22 protein-coding genes are annotated in these 20,399 nt (G+C 56.4%); 14 read left to right on the top strand and 8 right to left on the bottom strand.

Going from position 1 to position 20,399, the window contains the following annotated elements:
* Nucleotides 1-13 precede the first annotated feature (13 nt).
* A complete protein-coding gene (locus tag QZ725_RS04490; protein WP_293776690.1) occupies nucleotides 14-1,624 on the bottom strand; it encodes an NAD(P)/FAD-dependent oxidoreductase in 1,611 nt (536 codons plus the stop codon).
* 421 nt (nucleotides 1,625-2,045) lie between these two features.
* Here QZ725_RS04490 and QZ725_RS04495 point away from each other — a divergent pair, with 421 nt between their 5' ends.
* Nucleotides 2,046-2,540, top strand: a complete 495-nt coding sequence (locus QZ725_RS04495; protein WP_293776694.1) for an SET domain-containing protein-lysine N-methyltransferase — start codon at nucleotides 2,046-2,048, stop codon at nucleotides 2,538-2,540.
* Nucleotides 2,541-3,267: 727 nt separating this feature from the next.
* Here QZ725_RS04495 and QZ725_RS04500 read toward each other — a convergent pair.
* On the bottom strand, nucleotides 3,268-3,834 hold the full coding sequence (locus QZ725_RS04500) for a DNA-3-methyladenine glycosylase I (protein WP_293776697.1): 567 nt from the start codon (nucleotides 3,832-3,834) through the stop codon (nucleotides 3,268-3,270).
* Between the two features lie 172 nt (nucleotides 3,835-4,006).
* Here QZ725_RS04500 and QZ725_RS04505 point away from each other — a divergent pair, with 172 nt between their 5' ends.
* Complete coding sequence (locus tag QZ725_RS04505) at nucleotides 4,007-5,266, top strand: TIGR03862 family flavoprotein (protein ID WP_293776699.1); 1,260 nt, start codon at nucleotides 4,007-4,009, stop codon at nucleotides 5,264-5,266.
* Between the two features lie 4 nt (nucleotides 5,267-5,270).
* Here the strand turns inward: QZ725_RS04505 and QZ725_RS04510 are convergent, their stop codons facing one another.
* Together QZ725_RS04510 and QZ725_RS04515 are read right to left on the bottom strand one after the other, a co-directional pair.
* The gene (locus tag QZ725_RS04510; RefSeq protein WP_293776701.1) at nucleotides 5,271-6,293 is read right to left on the bottom strand and encodes an AI-2E family transporter; all 1,023 of its coding nucleotides are present in this window, start codon (nucleotides 6,291-6,293) and stop codon (nucleotides 5,271-5,273) included.
* A 9-nt stretch (nucleotides 6,294-6,302) separates the two neighbouring features.
* Nucleotides 6,303-6,761, bottom strand: coding sequence for a CreA family protein (locus QZ725_RS04515; protein ID WP_293776744.1), 459 nt, complete (start codon nucleotides 6,759-6,761; stop codon nucleotides 6,303-6,305).
* Nucleotides 6,762-6,942: 181 nt separating this feature from the next.
* On the opposite strand from QZ725_RS04515, the gene QZ725_RS04520 reads away from it, so the two are divergent.
* Complete coding sequence (locus QZ725_RS04520) at nucleotides 6,943-7,245, top strand: antibiotic biosynthesis monooxygenase (RefSeq protein ID WP_293776704.1); 303 nt, start codon at nucleotides 6,943-6,945, stop codon at nucleotides 7,243-7,245.
* 160 nt (nucleotides 7,246-7,405) lie between these two features.
* Here QZ725_RS04520 and QZ725_RS04525 read toward each other — a convergent pair whose 3' ends face one another.
* The 4 genes from QZ725_RS04525 to QZ725_RS04540 form a co-directional block, all read right to left on the bottom strand.
* Nucleotides 7,406-7,744 carry a DUF3144 domain-containing protein gene (locus QZ725_RS04525; protein ID WP_293776707.1) on the bottom strand — a complete coding sequence of 113 codons (339 nt, stop codon included), beginning with the start codon at nucleotides 7,742-7,744 and terminating at the stop codon, nucleotides 7,406-7,408.
* Between the two features lie 93 nt (nucleotides 7,745-7,837).
* The gene (locus QZ725_RS04530; protein WP_293776709.1) at nucleotides 7,838-8,260 is read right to left on the bottom strand and encodes a VOC family protein; all 423 of its coding nucleotides are present in this window, start codon (nucleotides 8,258-8,260) and stop codon (nucleotides 7,838-7,840) included.
* A gap of 76 nt (nucleotides 8,261-8,336) precedes the next feature.
* A complete protein-coding gene (locus QZ725_RS04535; RefSeq protein ID WP_293776711.1) occupies nucleotides 8,337-8,963 on the bottom strand; it encodes a DUF2238 domain-containing protein in 627 nt (208 codons plus the stop codon).
* 265 nt (nucleotides 8,964-9,228) lie between these two features.
* Nucleotides 9,229-9,843: a flavin reductase family protein gene (locus QZ725_RS04540; protein WP_293776714.1), complete on the bottom strand. Its 615-nt coding sequence runs from the start codon at nucleotides 9,841-9,843 to the stop codon at nucleotides 9,229-9,231.
* 156 nt (nucleotides 9,844-9,999) lie between these two features.
* Here QZ725_RS04540 and QZ725_RS04545 point away from each other — a divergent pair, with 156 nt between their 5' ends.
* From QZ725_RS04545 to QZ725_RS04595, 11 genes are all read left to right on the top strand, one after another.
* The gene (locus tag QZ725_RS04545) at nucleotides 10,000-10,395 is read left to right on the top strand and encodes a DUF2946 domain-containing protein (protein WP_293776717.1); all 396 of its coding nucleotides are present in this window, start codon (nucleotides 10,000-10,002) and stop codon (nucleotides 10,393-10,395) included.
* A 75-nt stretch (nucleotides 10,396-10,470) separates the two neighbouring features.
* On the top strand, nucleotides 10,471-10,692 hold the full coding sequence (locus tag QZ725_RS04550; RefSeq protein WP_293776720.1) for a hypothetical protein: 222 nt from the start codon (nucleotides 10,471-10,473) through the stop codon (nucleotides 10,690-10,692).
* 23 nt (nucleotides 10,693-10,715) lie between these two features.
* Complete coding sequence (locus QZ725_RS04555) at nucleotides 10,716-11,192, top strand: copper chaperone PCu(A)C (protein ID WP_293776722.1); 477 nt, start codon at nucleotides 10,716-10,718, stop codon at nucleotides 11,190-11,192.
* A 22-nt stretch (nucleotides 11,193-11,214) separates the two neighbouring features.
* A complete protein-coding gene (locus QZ725_RS04560) occupies nucleotides 11,215-11,616 on the top strand; it encodes a DUF2946 domain-containing protein (RefSeq protein ID WP_293776725.1) in 402 nt (133 codons plus the stop codon).
* 101 nt (nucleotides 11,617-11,717) lie between these two features.
* Nucleotides 11,718-13,931, top strand: a complete 2,214-nt coding sequence (locus QZ725_RS04565; RefSeq protein WP_293776728.1) for a TonB-dependent receptor — start codon at nucleotides 11,718-11,720, stop codon at nucleotides 13,929-13,931.
* An 8-nt stretch (nucleotides 13,932-13,939) separates the two neighbouring features.
* On the top strand, nucleotides 13,940-15,478 hold the full coding sequence (locus QZ725_RS04570) for a PepSY domain-containing protein (protein ID WP_293776730.1): 1,539 nt from the start codon (nucleotides 13,940-13,942) through the stop codon (nucleotides 15,476-15,478).
* Between the two features lie 29 nt (nucleotides 15,479-15,507).
* Entirely contained in the window at nucleotides 15,508-17,613 is a 2,106-nt protein-coding gene (locus tag QZ725_RS04575; protein WP_293776732.1) for a TonB-dependent receptor, read from the top strand.
* A gap of 160 nt (nucleotides 17,614-17,773) precedes the next feature.
* A complete protein-coding gene (locus QZ725_RS04580; RefSeq protein ID WP_293776735.1) occupies nucleotides 17,774-18,388 on the top strand; it encodes an SCO family protein in 615 nt (204 codons plus the stop codon).
* A 270-nt stretch (nucleotides 18,389-18,658) separates the two neighbouring features.
* A complete protein-coding gene (locus tag QZ725_RS04585; protein WP_293776738.1) occupies nucleotides 18,659-18,808 on the top strand; it encodes a hypothetical protein in 150 nt (49 codons plus the stop codon).
* A 278-nt stretch (nucleotides 18,809-19,086) separates the two neighbouring features.
* Complete coding sequence (locus QZ725_RS04590; RefSeq protein ID WP_293776741.1) at nucleotides 19,087-19,338, top strand: DUF6139 family protein; 252 nt, start codon at nucleotides 19,087-19,089, stop codon at nucleotides 19,336-19,338.
* A 183-nt stretch (nucleotides 19,339-19,521) separates the two neighbouring features.
* Nucleotides 19,522-20,399 (top strand): PQQ-dependent sugar dehydrogenase (locus QZ725_RS04595; protein WP_293776747.1); only part of this gene is annotated, 878 nt, incomplete at its 3' end.

Raw genomic sequence — 20,399 nt, forward strand, 5'->3', positions numbered from 1 at the left:
TCGGGAAGAGGTTCTACTGCTTGCCCTGCACGATGTCGAGCGCAACCGCTTCCGCGACGCGAATGCCATCGATGGCAGCAGACATGATACCGCCGGCATAACCCGCACCTTCGCCAGCCGGGTACAGACCGCGCGTGTTCAGGCTTTGCAGATTCTGATCGTTGCGCTTGATACGTACCGGTGAAGAGGTCCGTGTTTCGATGCCGGTCAGCACCGCATCATGCATCGAAAAACCCTTGATCTGCTTGTCAAAGGCCGTCAGCGCTTCGCGGATGGCGTCGATGGCGTAATAGGGCAGGGACGGATTCAGGTCACCCAGTTTGACGCCCGGCTTATACGACGGTTGCACCTTGCCGAATGCCGTCGAAGGCTTGTTCGCGATGAAGTCACCGACCAGTTGGCCCGGCGCATCGTAATTGCTGCCACCAAGTTCAAACGCACGCGATTCCCAGAAGCGCTGCATTTCCATGCCAGCCAGAGGTCCGCCCGGATAATCGTCGGGCGTAATGCCAACCACGATACCGGCATTGGCGTTGCGTTCGTTGCGCGAATACTGACTCATGCCATTGGTGACGACACGGCCCGGCTCGGACGTCGCTGCCACCACGGTACCGCCCGGGCACATACAAAAACTGTAGACGCCACGTCCGTTGCTGGCGTGATGCACGAGCTTGTAGTCTGCCGCACCGAGAATCGGATGACCGGCGCTGGGACCAAAACGGCAGGCATCGATCAGCGATTGCGGATGCTCGATGCGGAACCCCATCGAGAACGGTTTGGCTTCCATATAAACACCACGCTTGTGCAGCATCTCGAAGGTATCGCGCGCACTGTGACCGATCGCCAGCACGACATGATCACTGTCGATCTGTGTACCGTCCGACAGGATCAGGCTGCGCATCCGACCGTCTTCGATCAGCACGTCGTCAACGCGGGCCTCGAAACGGAATTCGCCGCCGAGCTGCACGATCTTCGCGCGCATGAGTTCGATCATCTTCACCAGACGGAAGGTACCGATGTGCGGCTTGCTGACATACATGATTTCCGGTGGCGCATCGGCAGCGACGAACTCTGTCAGCACCTTGCGGCCATAATGCTTGGGGTCCTTGACCTGCGTCCACAACTTGCCGTCAGAGAAAGTCCCCGCACCGCCTTCGCCGAACTGCACGTTCGATTCCGGCTGCAGCTCGCGCTTGCGCCACAAGCCCCAGGTATCCTTGGTCCGCTCGCGCACAACCTTGCCGCGCTCCAGAATGATCGGTTTGAAGCCCATTTCGGCCAGAATCAGCGCGGCGAAAAGACCGCACGGTCCGAAACCGATTACGACAGGTCGTGTCTTCAATTCGGTTGGCGCCTGCGCTACATGCTTGTAGCTGGTATCGGGCGTCAACGAAACATGGCGATTGCCTTTTTTTCGCTTCAGTACTGCCGCTTCATTCTTTACTTCCACATCGAGCGTATAGACCAGCGCTATCGCGCTGCGCTTGCGCGCATCGTAACCGCGCCGAAACACCGTATGCGACAGCAGATCGCCACGCGCAATGCCGAGATGCGCGATGATGGCCGCAATCAGGTCGTCATCGGCGTGGTCGAGGGGAAGTTGAACGTCGGTCAGTCGCAGCATGCTTGATTTCCAGCCAACCCGAAAAGAATGCCTTGCCACCAGGGTTGAATCGGTCGGCAACCCGCTATTTTACTCCAGCGCCCGAGCCGTCAAAGCCTTCCCACCTGCGCGCCGAACTGGATTGCTACAGCAAACTTGGGATGCTCGGTACGCACGAAAGATGAACGTCCGCGCGCAACTGTCATCGCCCACTGGATGCAACATCGTAGAAAAATGTTCGTAAACGGCTGCATCTATCTAGTATGCGATGCCCGCGCCTTGTATGCCTTAGCGGATACGCATTCTCTCAACACCCCAACCAGCAAACCCAGCGCAGTTTGCCGCCATGATGAAGCCGATTGTTCTTGCCCGGCGTTTGTTGGACAATGGCGCTCGGCACGAAACCTCGCGCCATCCTTCAGCCCAGCCAATGCCGACACTCATGAGCGCATCCAGCAAGCCCAAATCCGCCCCGACACCTGCAGACAAACCCTACATCATCGTTCGCAATTCGCCGATCCACGGTCGTGGCGTCTTTGCCGCGCGCAAGATACCGGCTGATACCTTGCTCATCGAATACGAAGGCGAACGCATCAGCGAGAAGGAAGCCAGCCGCCGCATGGGCGCTGATCCGGAAAATCCTTTTCACACTTTTTTCTTCAGTCTGGAAAGCGGCAAGCTTATCGATGGCGGCGACAACGGCAGCGATGCGCGCTGGATCAACCATGCCTGCGAACCGAACTGCGAAGCGCGCGAAGAAAAAGGGCGCGTCTACATCTATTCGCTGCGTGACATCAAAAAGGGCGAGGAATTGAATTACGACTATGGTCTGGTGCTGGACGAACGCTATACCAAAAAGGTCAAAAAAAACTACGAATGTCGCTGTGGTGCGCCGACTTGCCGCCACACGATGCTGGCACCGAAGAAAAACCGTTGATTAAAAAAGAGACAAAAAAGCCGGGCAATACTGCCCGGCTTTTTTATTGCCCGCTAATTTTCCGCTTCATGCAAGCCACTCATGTCGACTTCACAATACTCTCGCGGTCGCATTTGCTCCAAATCTTCCCTGATTAAGATCTGCAGCATCAACACTCAGAAGACCGGCAATTACCCGTAAAGCAACAAATATCTTGCCGAAAAGAATATTTTTCCCATCAAGATGCCATTCACTCTAGAAGAGAACTTTCAAAGAGACAAAAAAGCGACAACTTGAGCATGCCAATATTGCATTACGTTATTCACTATTTCGATAACTGATATGGCAAAAGGAAATTGGCTTGTAAACCTTGCCATCCCTATACTTCAGTTGTCTCCTCTATGTCTCCTCCTTTGATATAGATTTAGCCCGCTCCACCGAGCGGGCTTTTTTTTGCTTGTCCGCCGACAGCCTTCAGGAAGCATTTTGTAGGCAACTGAATCACCAATCTGTAACCGATCAAGTTATTTGAATTGTGAATATCGGATATCAGAAATGGAAATTGGCTTGTAAACATGCCGATCCCTATACTTCAGTTGTCTCCTCTATGTCTCCTCCTTTGATATAGATTCAGCCCGCTCTCTTTAGCGGGCTTTTTTTTGCCCTTTTTTCCCTTTTCCTGCTCTACCAGTAGCCGTTCCAAAGCGAATGACCATCCTGCCGTCCGGCAATCAAGCGCTGACTTTCCTCATTTCTTCTTGTGCAAGTAGCAATCGCGCGCATGATCGTTGACCATGCCGATCGCCTGCATGTAAGCGTAGACGATGGTCGAGCCGACGAATTTGAAGCCACGCTTGCCCAGATCCTTGGACAAGCGATCCGACAATTCGGTACGGGCCGGCGTTTCAGACGTGTGTTCACGCGTATTCAGGATCGGCTTGCCATCCACATAGGCCCACAAAAAGGGATCGAGTCCACCGAGGTCATCGCGTAAACGCAGATACGCTTGCGCATTGGTGATGGTTGCCGCCACCTTCAGGCGATTGCGCACGATGCCGGGATTGGCGAGTAATTCAGCTACCTTGGCATCGTCGTAACGGGCGATTCTTTCTGCATCCCATTCATCAAAAGCCGCACGATAATTTTCGCGCTTGTTGAGGATGGTGATCCAGCTCAGACCAGCCTGTGCGCCTTCCAGATTCAAGAGTTCGAACAACTTGAGCTCGTCATGACACGGTACGCCCCATTCTTCATCGTGGTAGCGGACATACAAGGGATTGGCCAGATTCACCCAGGTGCAACGCGCGACACTCATGACGATTTCCGATTCGCTCAATTCAACAAGTCGTCATTATCGCCGAGCCTGCATTGAGGGCGCTTGATAAAATGGCGCTTTCCAAAGCTTTCTCTTTTTTCATGCGCTGCGTCTATCTTTCCACGTCATCCTTGGTCACATCCCGTATCGGCTCAACGATGCCGGTTAAACCATGCAGGCAATGACGTACACGACAGAACATTGCGACGTTGCCATCATCGGTGGCGGCCCGGCAGGCTTGATGGCGGCGGAAACCATTTCTGCCAGCGGCCATGCAGTGCATCTATACGATGCAATGCCTTCGGTAGGGCGCAAGTTTCTACTCGCTGGCAAAGGCGGCATGAACCTCACGCATGCGGAACCGAGCGCGCAATTTCACGCGCGCTATGGTCAACGCAGCGCCACGCTTACACCCATGCTGCATGCCTTCGGTGCAGATGCGGTACGCGACTGGACAAAGGGACTGGGCATCGATACCTTCGTCGGCAGCTCGCAGCGCGTCTTCCCGACCGATATGAAAGCTGCGCCCTTGCTGCGCGCCTGGCTCAAACGTCTGCGTGAAAGTGGCGTGCAATTCCACATGCGGCATCGCTGGATGGGCTGGGACGAGCACCAGGCATTGCGTTTTGCCACGCCTGACGGTGAACGCCATGTGCAAGCCAATGCCGTTGTATTGGCACTTGGCGGCGGTAGTTGGGCGCGATTGGGATCGGATGGCGCATGGCTGCCATTGCTGCTGGATGCAGGTATCGCGAGCACACCGCTCAAACCGGCCAACTGCGGTTTCGATATCGCTTGGAGCGAACATTTCCGTAGCCGCTTTGCCGGGCAACCATTGAAATCCGTGATCGCCCGTTGCACGGATACCAGGGAACAACTGCACACGCGGCAAGGTGAATGTGTCATCAGCGAAAGCGGCATCGAAGGCGGCCTGATCTATGCACTGTCTGCTTTCCTGCGTGATCGGATTGACCTTGACGGCCACGCCACACTAACGCTGGATCTGGCGCCGGGCAAATCGGCCGAACGCGTGCTGGATGAAGTCAGTCAACCGCGTGGCGCACGCTCCTTATCCAGCCATCTGCAAAGCAAGGTCGGCATCACGGGCGTCAAGAGCGGTTTGTTGCGCGAAGTCTTGAGCAAGGAAGCCTTTGCCGATCCTCATCAATTGGCTGCTGCCATCAAGGCACTGCCACTGACGCTCGTTGCAACGCGGCCGATTGACGAAGTCATCAGCAGCGCCGGTGGCGTGTTGTTCGAATCGCTGGACGAAAACTTGATGGCGCACGCCATGCCTGGCGTTTTCTGCGCAGGCGAAATGCTGGACTGGGAAGCCCCGACCGGCGGCTATTTGCTCACTGCCTGCTTCGCCAGTGGCCGCCGTGCGGGCGACGGCGTCACCGCGTGGCTCAAGCATCGCTCAGCACGCTGAACACTTACACGAGGCCGCGCACAGCCAGTTCGCGTTTGATGTAAGCATAAAAAACCGGTGCCGCAATCAGTCCCGGAATACCGAACATCGATTCCATAACCAGCATCGCCGCCAGTAATTCCCAGGTCTTGGCATCGATGTGATGACCGATGATGCGCGCGTTGAGAAAGTATTCCAGCTTGTGAATACCAATCAGGAACAACAGCGAAATCAACGCGATGTGCAGCGAATGCGAGAGACCAATCACCACCAGAATCGTATTCGATACCAGATTGCCGATTACCGGCAGCAAGCCGACCAGAAAGGTCACCGCGACCATGGTTTTGCGTAGCGGCAGATGGACATCGCACAAGGGCAGGATCACCAGCAGATAGATGCCGGTCAACACGGCGTTGATGGCGGCAATGCGTACCTGCGCAAATACCACGTTGCGAAATGCGACATGCAAGGTCACCACGCGCGCGTGCAGGGCGGCGGCCAACGGACGAAACACCGGCTGCGTCGTCGTATCGTACAGCGCGGCCATCGCACCGATGATCATGCCAATCAGGATGTGTGCGAGGATGCGACCAGCGGTGGCGCCGATGGTGCGCGCTTCCAGCGTATGCGCATGCAGCCAGTCCACCACCATCGTGCGCAATGCTTCGGCATCGACTGGCACATAAGCGGCCAGCCAGTCCGGAATCTGCCCGCGCGTGGCATCGATGACATCGGCCAATTTCTTGAACAGCACCTGCACGCTGCCGACATCGCTACGCAAATAGGTCACGCCCGCCCAGATCAGCGCAGTCAACACCGTAACGATCAAGGCACTGAGCAAGGCGACGACAAACATGCGCGCACGCCGGCCGACCAGCTTACGGCCCAGGCGCGGCGCCAACAATTGCACCAGCGAATACACCAGCAGGCCGGAGAACAGGGCGGCCAGCAAGCCCTGATGCAGCACCACGAACAGTGCCAGCGCTGCCAGCACATACGAGGCCAATACGATGGCGTCCGGACGTGATTGGGATGAACCGTCAGGCATCGTCGCCTCTTATTTGGCAAATGGAATCGGATTGCTGCGTGGTACCGGCACCGCCGTCACGGCATTCTGAGGACTGCCATCGATGAGCTTGTCGGAATAGGTCAGGTAAACCAGTGTATTTCGTGCCGGGTCCACCACGCGAACGATGTGCAGCCGCTTGAAGAGAATGGACGTGCGCTCGGAAAACACGTTTTCCTGCTGCGGCAACTTGCCCTTGAATTGCAGCGTGTCACCCACCTGACGGCAGGCAATCGATGCATCGGATTTATCTTCTGCCAGACCGACAGTGCCGCTAATGCCACCCGTGCGTGCACGCGAGACAAAGCAGGTAATGCCGTGTACCTTGGGATCGTCATAGGCTTCGATCACGATGCGATCGTTCTTGCCAAGAAAACGGAATACCGTGCTTACTTCGCCGATCTGCTCGGCATGTACACTGCCCGCCACCAGCGTGGCTGCCAGCAGCATGGCGGTGGCGAATCTGTTTGCTTTCATTCTTCTTCTCCAGAGGCATGTCACATCGATGCATTGCTGCCCGTTGGTGGTGACACATGCAGGTTCAACGCACGAGAGCAACAAAGGTTACGCAGCGTGGCATCGGCCAACAATGTCATAATCGCGCATCCCGCATTTTTCGACAGGAACCCACATGATTCTCGAACTCGTAGACATCCGCATCCAACCCGGCAAACAGGCCGAATTCGACGAAGCCGTGCAGCGCGGCCTGACCACCGTCATCGGCAAGGCCAAGGGTTACAAGGGCCACGCCATCAACAAGGGCATCGAATCTCCAGAGCGCTACGTCGTCCAGATTTACTGGGAAACGCTGGAAAACCACACCGTCGATTTCCGCGAATCGCCTGCTTTTCAGGAATGGCGCGGCATCGTCGGCCCGTTCTTCGCTGCACCGCCAGCAGTCGAGCACTTCAACATCGTGGCCAAATCGGCCTGATTTTTTCTTACCGATACTGCCCCGCGATCTTCCAACCGTCCGTGCGCCGTCGCGCACTGGCACGTTGAAGAAAAAATTGCTGCCAGCGATCCCGCTCACAAAAAAGCCCCGAACTGCATGAGAGTGTCGGGGCTTTTTTATTGGTCGCATGATACGGCGATCACTGATTCTTTTCAGGATGATATTTGTGGAAATTTTCCGTGTAATCACGCAGGTTTTCGCGCAGCATCTTTTCGAATTCACCACGGAAATACTTGATGGCTGGATCGGTTTCCTTCTTGAAGACGTCCAGATTCGGGGCATCGACCGATGCGGCAAAGGCATTGAAACGCGCAGCGGCATACATGATGGCTGCACAGACCTGACCGCGGTCGGCCGTCTTGCAGGCTTCGTTGGCCAGACGGATGAAGTCGTCCGCCGCATCCCAGAATTTCTGGTTCGGATCGGGTTCCTTGGAAGTCTGGCGGGAAATGCTTTTCGGTTTGAAATCGTCACTCATGATCGTACATGTACTCAAAATGGAAATCGGGGACCGATCGTGAAAAACCGGCACGAAGCCGGCATTTTCACATGAATCGCTCGCGGCCGCCTATCAAACCCAAGGATCGTAGGTGCCAAAGTTCCACAAGCGTCCTTCGGGATCACGGCAACTGAAGCCCTGACCTCCGTAATCCTCGAATTTCAGTTCGACCACGATCTGCGCACCGGCTGCCTTGGCACGTTCATACATCGCCTGTGCATCTTCCACCACCAGATAGGCACTTTGCGTCTCGAAACCGCCGATTTCATCCGGCTGCTTGATGAAGGCATCGAAATCGGTTTCGTTGCGCACCGATCCGATCATGATCATGCCGTTACCGAAGGTCAGTTGCGCGTGGATGATGGTGCCGTCGGGATTCTTGTAAACATCATCCACTTCGAAGCCGAATGCCTTGCAGAGCCAATCGATGGCAGCAGCAGCATCGCGATAGCGCATGCCGGGGATGATGGTAGAACGCGTGTTGCGGGCTGTCATGTTCTCCTCCTGTATCGGGTTGCGGCAGCGACCTCGTTGAGTCGCCGCTCTTTTTCTGCGACAGCAATGCAGGACATCAGTTCCGAGATGCCAGACGGGCAATCTGCCTATCATGCCAGCGTCGCAGAATCAGCAGCGCAAACAGCGCACCCATGCAGGCAAACCACATGTCGGATTGCGTATCCCATTCATCGCCCTGCAAGCCAAGAAACTCGTCCGCACCTTGGCCCATGATGAGGGCCGCCCACCATTCAATCAGCTCATACCAGGCACTAATCGCCATCGCCACACAAAGAGAAAGAAACACCACCATCTTGCGCCCTGTTACATGTCCATTCCGCACGAGGATCTCTTTCGCCACCAGTGCCGGCACCAAGCCTTGCCAGAAGTGACCGAGCTTGTCGTAGGGATTGCGCGCCAGATCGAACCAGTCCTGCACCACGAAACCGATCGGTACATGCGCGTAGGTGTACGTGCCGCCTACAATCAGGATCAGGGCATGCAGGAAAATCAGGAAGTAGAGCAGGCCGGTCAGCGGAAAGCGCTTGTATGTCCATGCCAGCACGGGTACGACGATCAGCACAGGCATGACTTCCATCAGCCAGGTCAGGCGGTCGTGCGTGATGCCAAAAGATACGATCAGTGTCAGAGCAAGAAGCGCAGCGACTATCAAAAGGATGCGAGGTGAAATGGGAGCCGTCATGATGAAAAAATAGTGATTTCGACAACATCACCATACCTCTTTTCGTGGCTCAGAAAATGAGTCTTCCCTTAATGTATTGAGTTGGCTCACAGTTTTTCAACCGATGCGTACGCTACGCCTGAAATCGTCAAACTGGAAGAACGTGTCCACCACGGACTGATAAAAAGCGTGTTGAGCATCTCGCTCGACTATGCGGAAGATAGTAAAAAGCGATAAATCGGTTGAGATGAGAAATTAGCCGAGGCGACAAGCAAATTGCCTCTTTTCAACGCACCCGCGGCAGCGCCTTCGCATCGATCGCCGCACCGGCCGTGATGAAATGTCCGCCGGCGACATGATGAATCGTCCGCAGATCGTCGTGTCCGTCGAAATGCCAGCGACCATTGCTGAAAACACGCGTATCGGCTTGCGCATGCAGGATTTCGCCGAGAAACAGATCGTAGGTTTGCTGGATATGCGGCTCGGGATACAGACGACATTCCAGCCACGCCACACAGCTCTCGATCAATGGTGCCTTTGTCACCTTCCCCTCAAAAGTCGTCAGGCCGTAGGCTGCAAACTTGTCGCTTCCTTCCTGTGCCAGTGCGCTCCCCGAACTGCTGCCTAGCGTTTCCGTCAAGTCCGCCAAGGCAACCGTCGGCACTTGCAAGGCGAATTCGCCGGAAGCTTCGAGTAAGCCGCGCGTGTAGGTGCTCTTGTCGATCACTATGGCGACCTTGCCCGGTTTGAAATCCAGGGGCATGGCCCAGGCTGCCGCCATGATGTTGCGCTTGCCATCATGTGCTGCACTGACCAGCACTGTCGGGCCGTGGTTGAGCAGGCGATAGGCTTTTTCGGGTTCGACGGGGTGACGATACTGCGTGATTGAAGTCGCGTTCATGCCAGCTCCTGACAAAAGACAAAGCTTAACGTGTGCCTGCATTGTTTGCCTGTTGCAACATGCAGCGAAGCGAAATGCTACTTGGGCAACTTGTCCACTTGCCTGCCGTTCCGATCCGCACGTATCATGCGCAAAAACCTTCTTGCCTTGCCCATCGTGAAAATAACCGCCACCATGCATCGCTGTGCCGCATGGATCGCCTGTCTGGCGATCCTGATGGCCGCATTGGCGCCGGCGATTTCACATGCGATGGCATCGCATGCCGCGCACAAGGCATGGGTAGAAATCTGTACCGAACAGGGCAGCAAGATGATTCAGGTGACGGATCATGCCGATCCTGTGTCGCCCTCGGACTCCCAGCATCTGGGTCATGTCGAACATTGCCCGTTCTGCAAGACCAGCGCCTTCAGCGCGACATTGCCGCCAGTCGTGCCCAACGTCCTTGCGACAATCGAGCCTGTTCATACCCTTCCACTTCTCTATTACCACGCACCAGGCGGCCAGTTCGTCTGGAATGTCGCCGCTTCGCGCGCGCCTCCCGCACACGCCTGATCTCGCACTACACGTCCGCACGCGTCGCCTGATGGCGCGCATGTGTGGCCTGTTCAAGTCGCTTCAGGAGGCTGCATGTCTGCCAAACGCAAATTTGTCATTGCACTCAATGTGCTCGCGCTCGTCATCTTTTTTACGGACCTGACTGCAACTCGCCTGCTGGCGTCCGAACAATCCTCACCAAAAGAACGCTTGATTTTGCTTCCGGCATTACAGAAACAAGATACCTCGGCGGTGACATGCGCACACTCCCCGTGCGGTACCGACATACGCAAATCGGTCGTCACCTCGCACTGAACTTTTATCTCAAGGAGAAATAGATGAAACGCCTCGCCCTCGCTACCCTTCTGCTGGCCGTTGCCGGCGCGTCCCTTGCGCAAGTCAAGGTAACCGATCCGTGGGTGCGCGGCACCGTCGCTTCGCAAAAATCCACGGGGGCCTTTATGCAGTTGAGCAGCCCGACTGCCACGCGTCTGGTCGATGTCAGCGCACCGGACATGCGCGTCGAGATTCACGAAATGTCGATGCAAGGAGATGTGATGCGCATGAAGCAGATCACGGGCCTTGATCTGCCCGCCGGCAAGACAGTCGAATTGAAACCGGGTAGCTATCACCTGATGTTCTTCAACGTCAGGCATCAGCTCAAGGAAGGCGATACGGTCCCGCTCACGCTGACGTTCGAGAATGCGCAAAAGGCCCGCGAAACTGTCAAGGTGCAGGCCCCAGTGCGCGCATTAAATGCGCAAGTGCCTGCCGACATGGGGATGAAGATGAAAGAGGGACATTCGTCCCACTAGGTTAATTACGGCGCTTTGATTGATGACACATCGACGTGTTTCCCTGCTGACCGTCTGGATGGCTTTGTTTGCCATCCTGCTGGGCACGCTCGCGCCGACGGTTTCCCATGCGCTCGCCAACGACAAGGTATTGGGTGTCATGCTGGAAATCTGCGCCAGCGATGGCATGCGCATGATCGACGTCAGCAAACAGAAGGCCGATGAGGAACATGGCGATTCCAGTGGGACCGATCATCTTCTGCACATGGAAGACTGCCCTTTCTGTCGGGTGAGCAGTCACACGGTCTCGCTATTGCCAACAAGCTGGCAGTTTTTCCCGCTTGTTACGGCAACCGCACACTATCCACCCCTGTTTTATCGCGCACATCGCCCCTTGTTTGCCTGGGCATCTGCCCGATCGCGCGCGCCACCCACGTTTTCCTGACGCTTTGCAATCGGCCGGCATGGTGCCGCCGATATCACTCGCACTCGCACTTGCACGCTCAGCGGCAAGGCAATGATTCATTTCATCAGGAAAGCATTTTCATGACCGCTCTCGGCCATCCTTTTATTCGTCGCCACACAACGACGCCATCCCATCCAGGCAAGCCAACACGCATTGCCGTGCTTCTGGCGTTCGCCTTTTCCGGCACGCCAGCATTTGCAGACGACACAAACGAGACGAAACAGACACTGCCGGTAGTGGAAGTCCGCGGCGCGCAAGAAAACAGCAAGCTGAATCTGGACACCCCCTCCACCACCGGTAGCCGCCTCGGGCTGACACCGCGAGAAACACCGGCCACAGTCACCATCGTCGATCGCGCCACCATCGACGCGCGGGGTGCCGACGATACGCAGGAAATCCTGAAAGCGATTCCCGGCGTGACGGCACACAACGCGCCGGGCAGCATCGGTGTCAGTTATCGCGGCTTCAACAGCGGCTCATTGAGCCAACTCTACAACGGCATCGATGTCAAATATACGATCGCCAGTCGTGCGGTCGATAGCTGGATTTACGATCGCGTGGAAGCAATCGGGGGCGCATCAAGTTTCCTGAACGGTGCAGGTGCGATCGGCGGCTCGATCAACTACATCACCAAGCTCGCGCAGCGTCAGGATATTTCGGAAGGCCGTATCCGACTCGGCACCGATAACCTGAAGGAAGCCTCAATCGGATTGAACCGCCACATCGCCGGTGGTGAAGAGGGCAGCCCGGCGCACTATGCACGCATCGACCTCAATCATCGCGATGCCGGCAGCTGGATCGACGGCACCAAGACAACGTCCACGCAGTTGGCAACCTCGCTGCTGTCGGATCTCGGCCGCGGGCTGACGCATACGCTGGCGTATGAATATCAGAATGAACAAGTCGATCGTCCCTACTGGGGCACGCCTTTACTGAAGCCGACCGTCGGAACCTTGCGCATTGATGAAGGTACACGCTTCAAGAACTACAACAGCGCCGACGGCGAATATGCGCAACGGGTTCAGTGGTTGCGCTCAATCACCGATCTGCAAGTCAATGATGCGCTGCATTTCACGAACACCTTCTACGCATATGATGCGCAACGCGACTATCGCAATGTGGAAACCTACACATTCAATACCGCGAACACTGCGGTCCTTCGATCCGGCGCCTTGTTGCAGCGTCACGATCAACGGCTGGTTGGCAATCGCATTGATGGTACCTACAAGAGCGAGCTAGGCGGTAAACGCAGTGACTGGTCGTTCGGGCTGGATGTCAGTCTGAACAAACAAACACGCTTTCCCAATAGCCTTACTGGCACTGTGAGCACAGTCAATCCCTATGCCTTCACGACTGGAAATTTTTTTGATGAAACCGGACTGACGCCTGGCTACAACCCGGATCGCACCAACAAGATCACCACGGTTGCCGCCTATCTGGAAAACCGAACGGCGCTGGTGCCAACATTGAATCTTGTGACCGCATTACGCGTCGAGCGTATCGATCTGGATCTCATCAATCGCCGTGCCGTATCAGCGAGCGCACCGGCCAGCTACCAACGCAGCTACACCCCTGTCACCGGCCGTATCGGACTCGTCTGGGATATCACACCAAACGCAATGGCCTATGTTCAATACGCCACCGCAGCCGATCCACCAGCGGGTTCACTCTCGACCGCCAGCTTTGCCAATGCCATCACGAATACCGAGCTGACGACCGGCAAGCAGATTGAAATCGGCAGCAAGCTCGATTTCTGGCAAGGTCGCGGCAATGCGGCTATTGCGGCCTACAGCATTACCCGCGAAAATTTTGGCGTCACCGATCCGACCAACAGTGCCAACACACTGCTGGTCGGCAAGCAGACATCCAACGGTATTGATCTGTCGCTCGGTCTGGAACTGACCCGCAACTGGTCAATGCAAGGTAGTTTTTCGTATGTAGATGCCTACTACAACGCATTTTTTGACACCGCTTCAAGAGCAGGCAATACACCGAGCGGCACACCAGCCACAGTGGCCAATCTGTGGACGACCTATGCCTTCACATCCGCACTGAAAGGCAGCGCCGGCATTCGGCGCGTCGGCAAGGTGTACGGCAATGCAGCCAACACCACGGTCTGGCCGCATTACACCTTGCTCGATCTCGCACTGAGTTATCAGATCAGTCCGAAGGTGTCGCTCATCGGCCGCATCAAGAATGCCACGGATGAAATCTACGCTGCGAGTGTGAGTGCGAACTCGGTGTACCTCGGTGCGCCGCGCACAGCGGACGTCACCTTGCGTATCGCGTTCTGAGCATCATCATGACGCTCTCGACTCGCTTGAAACGCTGGCTGTTTCTCATTCACCGCTGGCTCGGCATCGTTGCCTGCCTGTTCTTTGCAATGTGGTTCATCTCGGGCGTCGTCATGATGTATGTCGGCTATCCGAAGCTGACCGAACGGGAGCGTCTGCTGCACCTCCCTGCGCTGGCAGCGCAGGAAGCATTGCTGTCGCCGGCGCAAGCTCTCGATAGAGCGGGCCTGCAAGGTCCGTTGCAGGATCTGCGTCTTGCCAATGCACGAGGCGGCCAACCGGTCTATCTGGTCACACCGGAGAAGGCGCCTGCTTCTGCCGGCCAGAAGCAGGCTCGAAGGATGGACGTTGTCATGGTCGATGCCAGGACAGGCAAGCGCTTGACGGATGTCGATCAAACCCTGGTAATGGCATCGGCCCGTGCCTATGCCGGTCAAGACGTGCCACTGCGGTACGACGGCACCGTAATGGAAGATGCCTTCACGCATTCGCGCGCGCTGGATGCGCATCGGCCCTTGCATCTGGTCCAGCTCGCCGATCCCGATCACACGCTGCTCTATGTATCCGGCAGGACAGGGGAAGTGGTGCGCGATGCCACGCGCAACGAGCGCATCTGGAACTACGCCGGTGCGTGGATACATTGGCTCTATCCATTCCGCGGCAACGTCTTCGAAAACTGGTGGACCGACATCGTAATCTGGCTATCGATTGGCGGCACCATACTGGCATTGACTGGCACCGTTGTCGGCACCCTGCGATGGCGCTTTGCCAAACCCTACCGGAGCGGCTCACGTTCGCCGTATCAGACAGGCATGATGCGCTGGCATCACATCGTCGGACTGCTGTTCGCGCTCATCACCATCACCTGGATTTTCAGCGGACTGATGTCGATGAATCCGTGGCGGATTTTCGACAGCGCTGCCGCACCATTGCGAACCACAGAAATGCAGGGCGGTACGTTGACACTAACGGCGCTGGATCGCGCACCTGCCGATCTGCTGAAAGCGACGGACAGTCCGATCAGCGAGCTGCGCTGGATGCGAACCTTGGGCGCAAATGCCGTCGTGGCCTACGGAGGCAATGGCTCATCCACATTGCTGGATAGTCAGACAGCCACGCCACGCATGATCGATGAGCAGGCGTTGATCACAGCAGGTAGCAAGCTGCTGCCATATCCCGTAGCCAAGGTCGAAAAGCTCGAGCGCTACGATCTTTACTACTACGCACGCGACCCGCACACCATGATGGGCGGCACCGAAAAGCCGCTGCCGATCCTGCGCCTGATCTTCAACGATCCCTACGCGACCTGGGTCCATCTCGACCTGCAAACCGGCGCCGTCCTTGGCAAGACAGACAGCTATCGTCGCACCAACCGCTGGCTGTTCGCCATGCTGCATAGCTGGGACTGGCTGCCCCTGCTGGATCGTCGTCCACTCTGGGACGTACTGCTCATTTCACTCAGTCTTGGCGGTGCCGCACTGAGCATCACCGGCGTGATCATCGGTTGGCGACGCCTCGGCAAGAAGCTGCGCACCCACCACGCCTGAAATCCATCCCATCCTTTTTGAACATTCTCATGCATACCATCCCATTTCACCGTCATCCGCTGGTGCTTTCCATCGCACTGGGCCTTGCTCATACCCATACGCTTGCTGCCGACACGGTCACGACACTGCCAACCATTTCCGTCGAAGGCGGTCAGCAAGGCGCACTGCAACAGCCTGCCACCACAGGTAGCCGCCTCAAGCTGACACCGTTGCAAACACCTGCCAGTATCGACGTCATCACGCGCGACCAGATCGAGGAACGCGGCGACAGCAATATCAGCGATGCGATCACGCGCAGCACGGGCATCACGTCGATGGCGCATCCGGGCAACGGCAATAGTTCGCTGTCCGCACGCGGCTTTACCGACAGCACGTCAGTCATGCGACTGTATGACGGTACACGCCAGTATGGCGGCGTCGGGGTGACGTTTCCGTTCGATACCTGGTCGATCGATCACATCGAAGTATTGCGCGGCCCGGCTTCCGTCATCTATGGCGAAGGGGCCATTGGTGGTGTCGTCAATATCGTGCCGAAAAAACCGACACAAGGGGTAATACAGAACGAAGTACAAGCCACTGTCGGCACTGACAACACGCAGCGCCTCGGCCTGGGTAGCGGTGGCGCCATCAACGACAAACTATCTTATCGTGTCGATCTGAGTGGCGAGCGCTCCGATGGCTGGGTCAATAGGGGCGATTCACGCAATCTCACCTTTTCTGGTGCATTGCGTCTCGACGTGTCACCGGATTTGTATTTCCAGCTCAGTCACGCGCAAGGGCGACAAGAACCGATGCGCTACTTCGGTACGCCTTTAGTCAATGGTCGCCAGCTTTCCGCCTTGCGTGAACAGAACTACAACGTCGCGGACAGCAGCATCGTGTTCAACGATCGCTGGACACAAGTGGCCATGGAATGGACACCCAACGCCGATGTCACCGTACGCAGCAAGCTGTATCTGATCGATAGCAAGCGGCACTGGCGCAATACCGAGAATTACGCTTACGACAATGCGACCGGCCTCATCAATCGCAGTGGCGACACGGAGATCTTTCACGATCAGGCCGAGATCGGCAACACGACCGACGCGACGTTTCGCAATCGTGTCTTTGGTTTGAAGAATCAGGTATCGGTCGGCGTCGATGTCAGTGCGAGCAGCTTCCAGCATCGTAATAACGGCTACAGCGGCACGCCCAACCCCGCCAGCGTCGATCCATTCAATCCGGTCGCAGGCAATTATGGCAATTCGGTTGCCGTTCCTGCCTATCGCAACAAGGCCGATCAATTCGCGGTGTTTGCAGAAGACCGCATCGAATTGTCCGACAAGTGGTCGGTCATCGGCGGCTTGCGCTACGACCATGCTGACGTCTCGCGCACCAATCTGATGAACGGCACTCAAGCCTTTGCGCGCACTTACACCAATGTCGGCTGGCGTCTGGGTACGGTCTATGCCGTCACGCCAGATCTCTCGCTGTATGGGCAATATGCGGAAGCTGCCGATCCGGTCGGCACGTTGCTGATGATTACGGCTGTCAACAGCGCATTCAATCTTTCCAGGGGCAAGCAACTTGAAGTAGGCATCAAGCAGGCATTTGCCGATCGCAAGGGTGAGTGGACGCTGGCTGCGTACGAAATACGCAAGAACGATTTGCTTGCGCGCGACACGGTCAACCAGCCCGTGCAGGTAGGGCAACAATCTTCTCGCGGGATCGAGGCGGCTTTCTCGCTCGCATTCGCCAAAAACTGGAAAATCGATGTCAATGCGACCGTGCTGGATGCAAGGTACGACGACTTCAGTCTCAATGGCGTCGTGCTGGATGGCAAGACACCACCCAACGTCGCCGAGAAACTGGCCAATGTCTGGCTGAGCTGGAATGTCCAGCCAAACTGGCTGCTCAGTGGCGGCATGCGCTTCGTGGGCAAACGCTATGCGGATCGCGCCAACACCAAGACACTACCCGGTTACGCAACCACCGACCTGGCATTGCAATGGAAGGCTGATCGCGCCACTACCGTTGCCTTGCGCGGCTTTAACGTGTTTGACAAGGCCTACTTCACCACCGCCTATTACAACGACAGCCAGTGGTTCTACGGCATGGGGCGACGTGTGGAGCTCAGCGTGCATCACCGCTTCTGATGATGGCGACAGGCACGGGCAATTATTTCGACGTAGAAGTCCCTTATGTATGCCGAGCCATGGCAAGCGATACCGCCGTGACGGAAACTTGCCTGCCCACATCGTGTCAACCAAGGCGGTCGCCGCGCCGCCCCTCAATCACCAGACTTAAAGGAAATCCATGGCCCTACCCGTTTCGTTCGGCATGACATCGAAAACCCCGTCGTCGCTACATGTTTATGTGCTGGCGCTCCTCGTTTCGCTTTTTCTTCTCGGTTGTGAACGTCCCGCGCCGCCGACCTCATCCGTCAAGCTGAAGGGCGCATTGGACGCCGATTTCACACTGCAGGATCCAGACGGCAACAAGGTGTCACTTTCGGACTTCAAAGGCAAGGCCGTGTTGCTGTTTTTCGGCTTCGTGCATTGCCCCGATGTCTGTCCGACGGCATTGGGACGCGCCGCCATGGTCAAACAGTTGCTGGAAAAGGATGCCGACCGATTGCAGGTCATTTTTGTATCACTCGATCCCGCGCGGGATACACCGCAGATTCTGCGCGAATACACCGCCGCGTTCGGCAGTGACTTTCTCGGCCTGACTTCGGACGAAAAAACAATCGAGGACACCGCCAAGGCATTTGGCATCGTGTACAAAAAGGTCCCGACAAAAGAGTCCTACACCATCGACCACTCGACGATCTCGTATCTGTTTGCACCTTCGGGAAAAGCGGATGCCATCATCAAGGCCGAAGCGTCTGCGGAAGAAGTGGCACGCGACGTACGACGTATCCTGAAGTAGCGCGTGCAGCAGCATCAGAAAGAATGTGCGGTTGCCACCGGTGCGAGTCAGTGCCTACGCGCTGCCGCACCTTTCTTGCAAGCGCATGCGCCTGCCTAACAGCAAATGAAACGCCTTACGGAAGTATCCCGACATGGCAAACATGTCATTGCTTTCTTTGCATCTTGAAAGAGTCGCAAGACACGTGGCGGGTTAAGCCGACCCATCCATTTCTGATGGCATTCACGCTTAGCGCATCAACGAAAACAGATCGTCCTGCTGGTGATTGGCGTGGCCGGGGCGCTGAAGATTCCCCTTGATATCGCAGCGCAGCACTTCGCAATTGCGGTAAACCTGCCGCAACTTTCGTTCGGCGTCGTGTCGATCATGCCCACCAATGATGATGCTTCTGAGGCATTGACCTTCTCTGGTTCTCAGTGAAAAATCGTACTTCAACATCCCATTTCCCTTTCCGTGCGGATTTGGCACACCGCTCTTTGTGCATCCGATGTTACGTGACATTCCGTAACGCACCGACATCTTTCATTTTTATCGCCTACTCTGAGAACAAGCCGCATGGCTCCCAAAGTCTGCGCAGTTTCTTGTCGGACATGTCGTTGTAGCAAGGAATGGACCAGATGCAAGGTCTTTTTCCGCGCAACCTTTGTTTGTCAACGCGGTCACAAAGGACCGTTCACTACTTCAGGAGGAATCTCGTCATGCGCGTCGATATCTACAAGCGAGCAGAACATGCAGGTCATTTTTCCTATCTTGCCGTACCAGAAGGCAAGACCATCCCCGAAGAAGCGATCAATACCGACTGGGAACTCGACACACGCAGCGTGGACGTCGATGATGATGCAACCCAGCTCGAAGTCTTTGCCATCGACAATCCGCACGAACAGATCAGCGCCAAAGGTTACGCCATCACCAGCATCAAGGAATTGCAGGACGGCGCTGCACCAACCTGATTCCGCGTCATGATTCGGCACACCGCTTTCGCAACGTGCCGTAACCACCCTTGTTTGCATCCTGCGGTGTCGCTTCAACGGCACCGCACCTTTATCGTTGTTATCGAGAAAGGTTGATTTCGCATGTCTTCATCCATTGCCTCATTCCCACGCGCTTCTCGCCTGTCACTTTCCAGCCATGCCATGGGTCTTGCTCTGTTTGCAGCGGTCCTCCCTGCCGAAGCGCTCGAGCTGCGTACCGAAGTGCTGGCCAAAGGCCTCAACCATCCTTGGGCGATTGCCTTCATCGATGACAAAAACATGCTGGTGACCGAACGCCCAGGCCGCCTGCAACTGGTGCAGCCGGGCAAACCCCTGGTCACCGTCAGCGGCTTGCCGAAAATCGAGGCGGGTGGACAGGGCGGCTTGCTCGATATCATCGTCGACAGCAAGTTCGCGACCAATCGCACCGTTTATTTCTGCTACAGCGAGGCCGCCAACGACAAGACCGGTGGCAGCGGCAACTCGACCGCGCTGGCGTCGGCCAGATTGTCCGACGATGGCAAGGCACTCGATAACGTAAAGGTACTGTTCAGCCAGCAACCCAAATACCGCAGCGCGCTGCACTTCGGCTGCCGCATCGTGGAAAACCCGGACGGGACGCTATTTCTCGGTCTTGGTGACCGCTCGCATCGCATGCAGGATGCGCAAACGCTAGACAATCATCACGGCAAGATCGTGCGCATTCGCAAGGATGGCAGCGTGCCACCCGACAATCCCTACGTGAAAACACAAGGCGCCTTGCCCGAAATCTGGAGCATCGGCCATCGCAACATCCAGGGCGCGGTGCGCGGGAGTAACGGCGGCTTATGGATTCACGAGCACGGCCCGCAGGGTGGCGATGAAGTCAATCGCATCGAACCCGGCAAAAACTATGGCTGGCCCGTCATCACCTATGGCGAACAATACGGTGGCGGCAAGATCGGTGACGGCATTACGACCAAGGCCGGCATGGAACAGCCGGTGCACCAGTGGACGCCCTCGATCGGCCCATCCGGCATGGCGCTATTACAAAGCGACCG

Source organism: uncultured Oxalicibacterium sp., assembly GCF_913776015.1.
In the GTDB taxonomy this organism is placed as follows: domain Bacteria; phylum Pseudomonadota; class Gammaproteobacteria; order Burkholderiales; family Burkholderiaceae_D; genus Oxalicibacterium.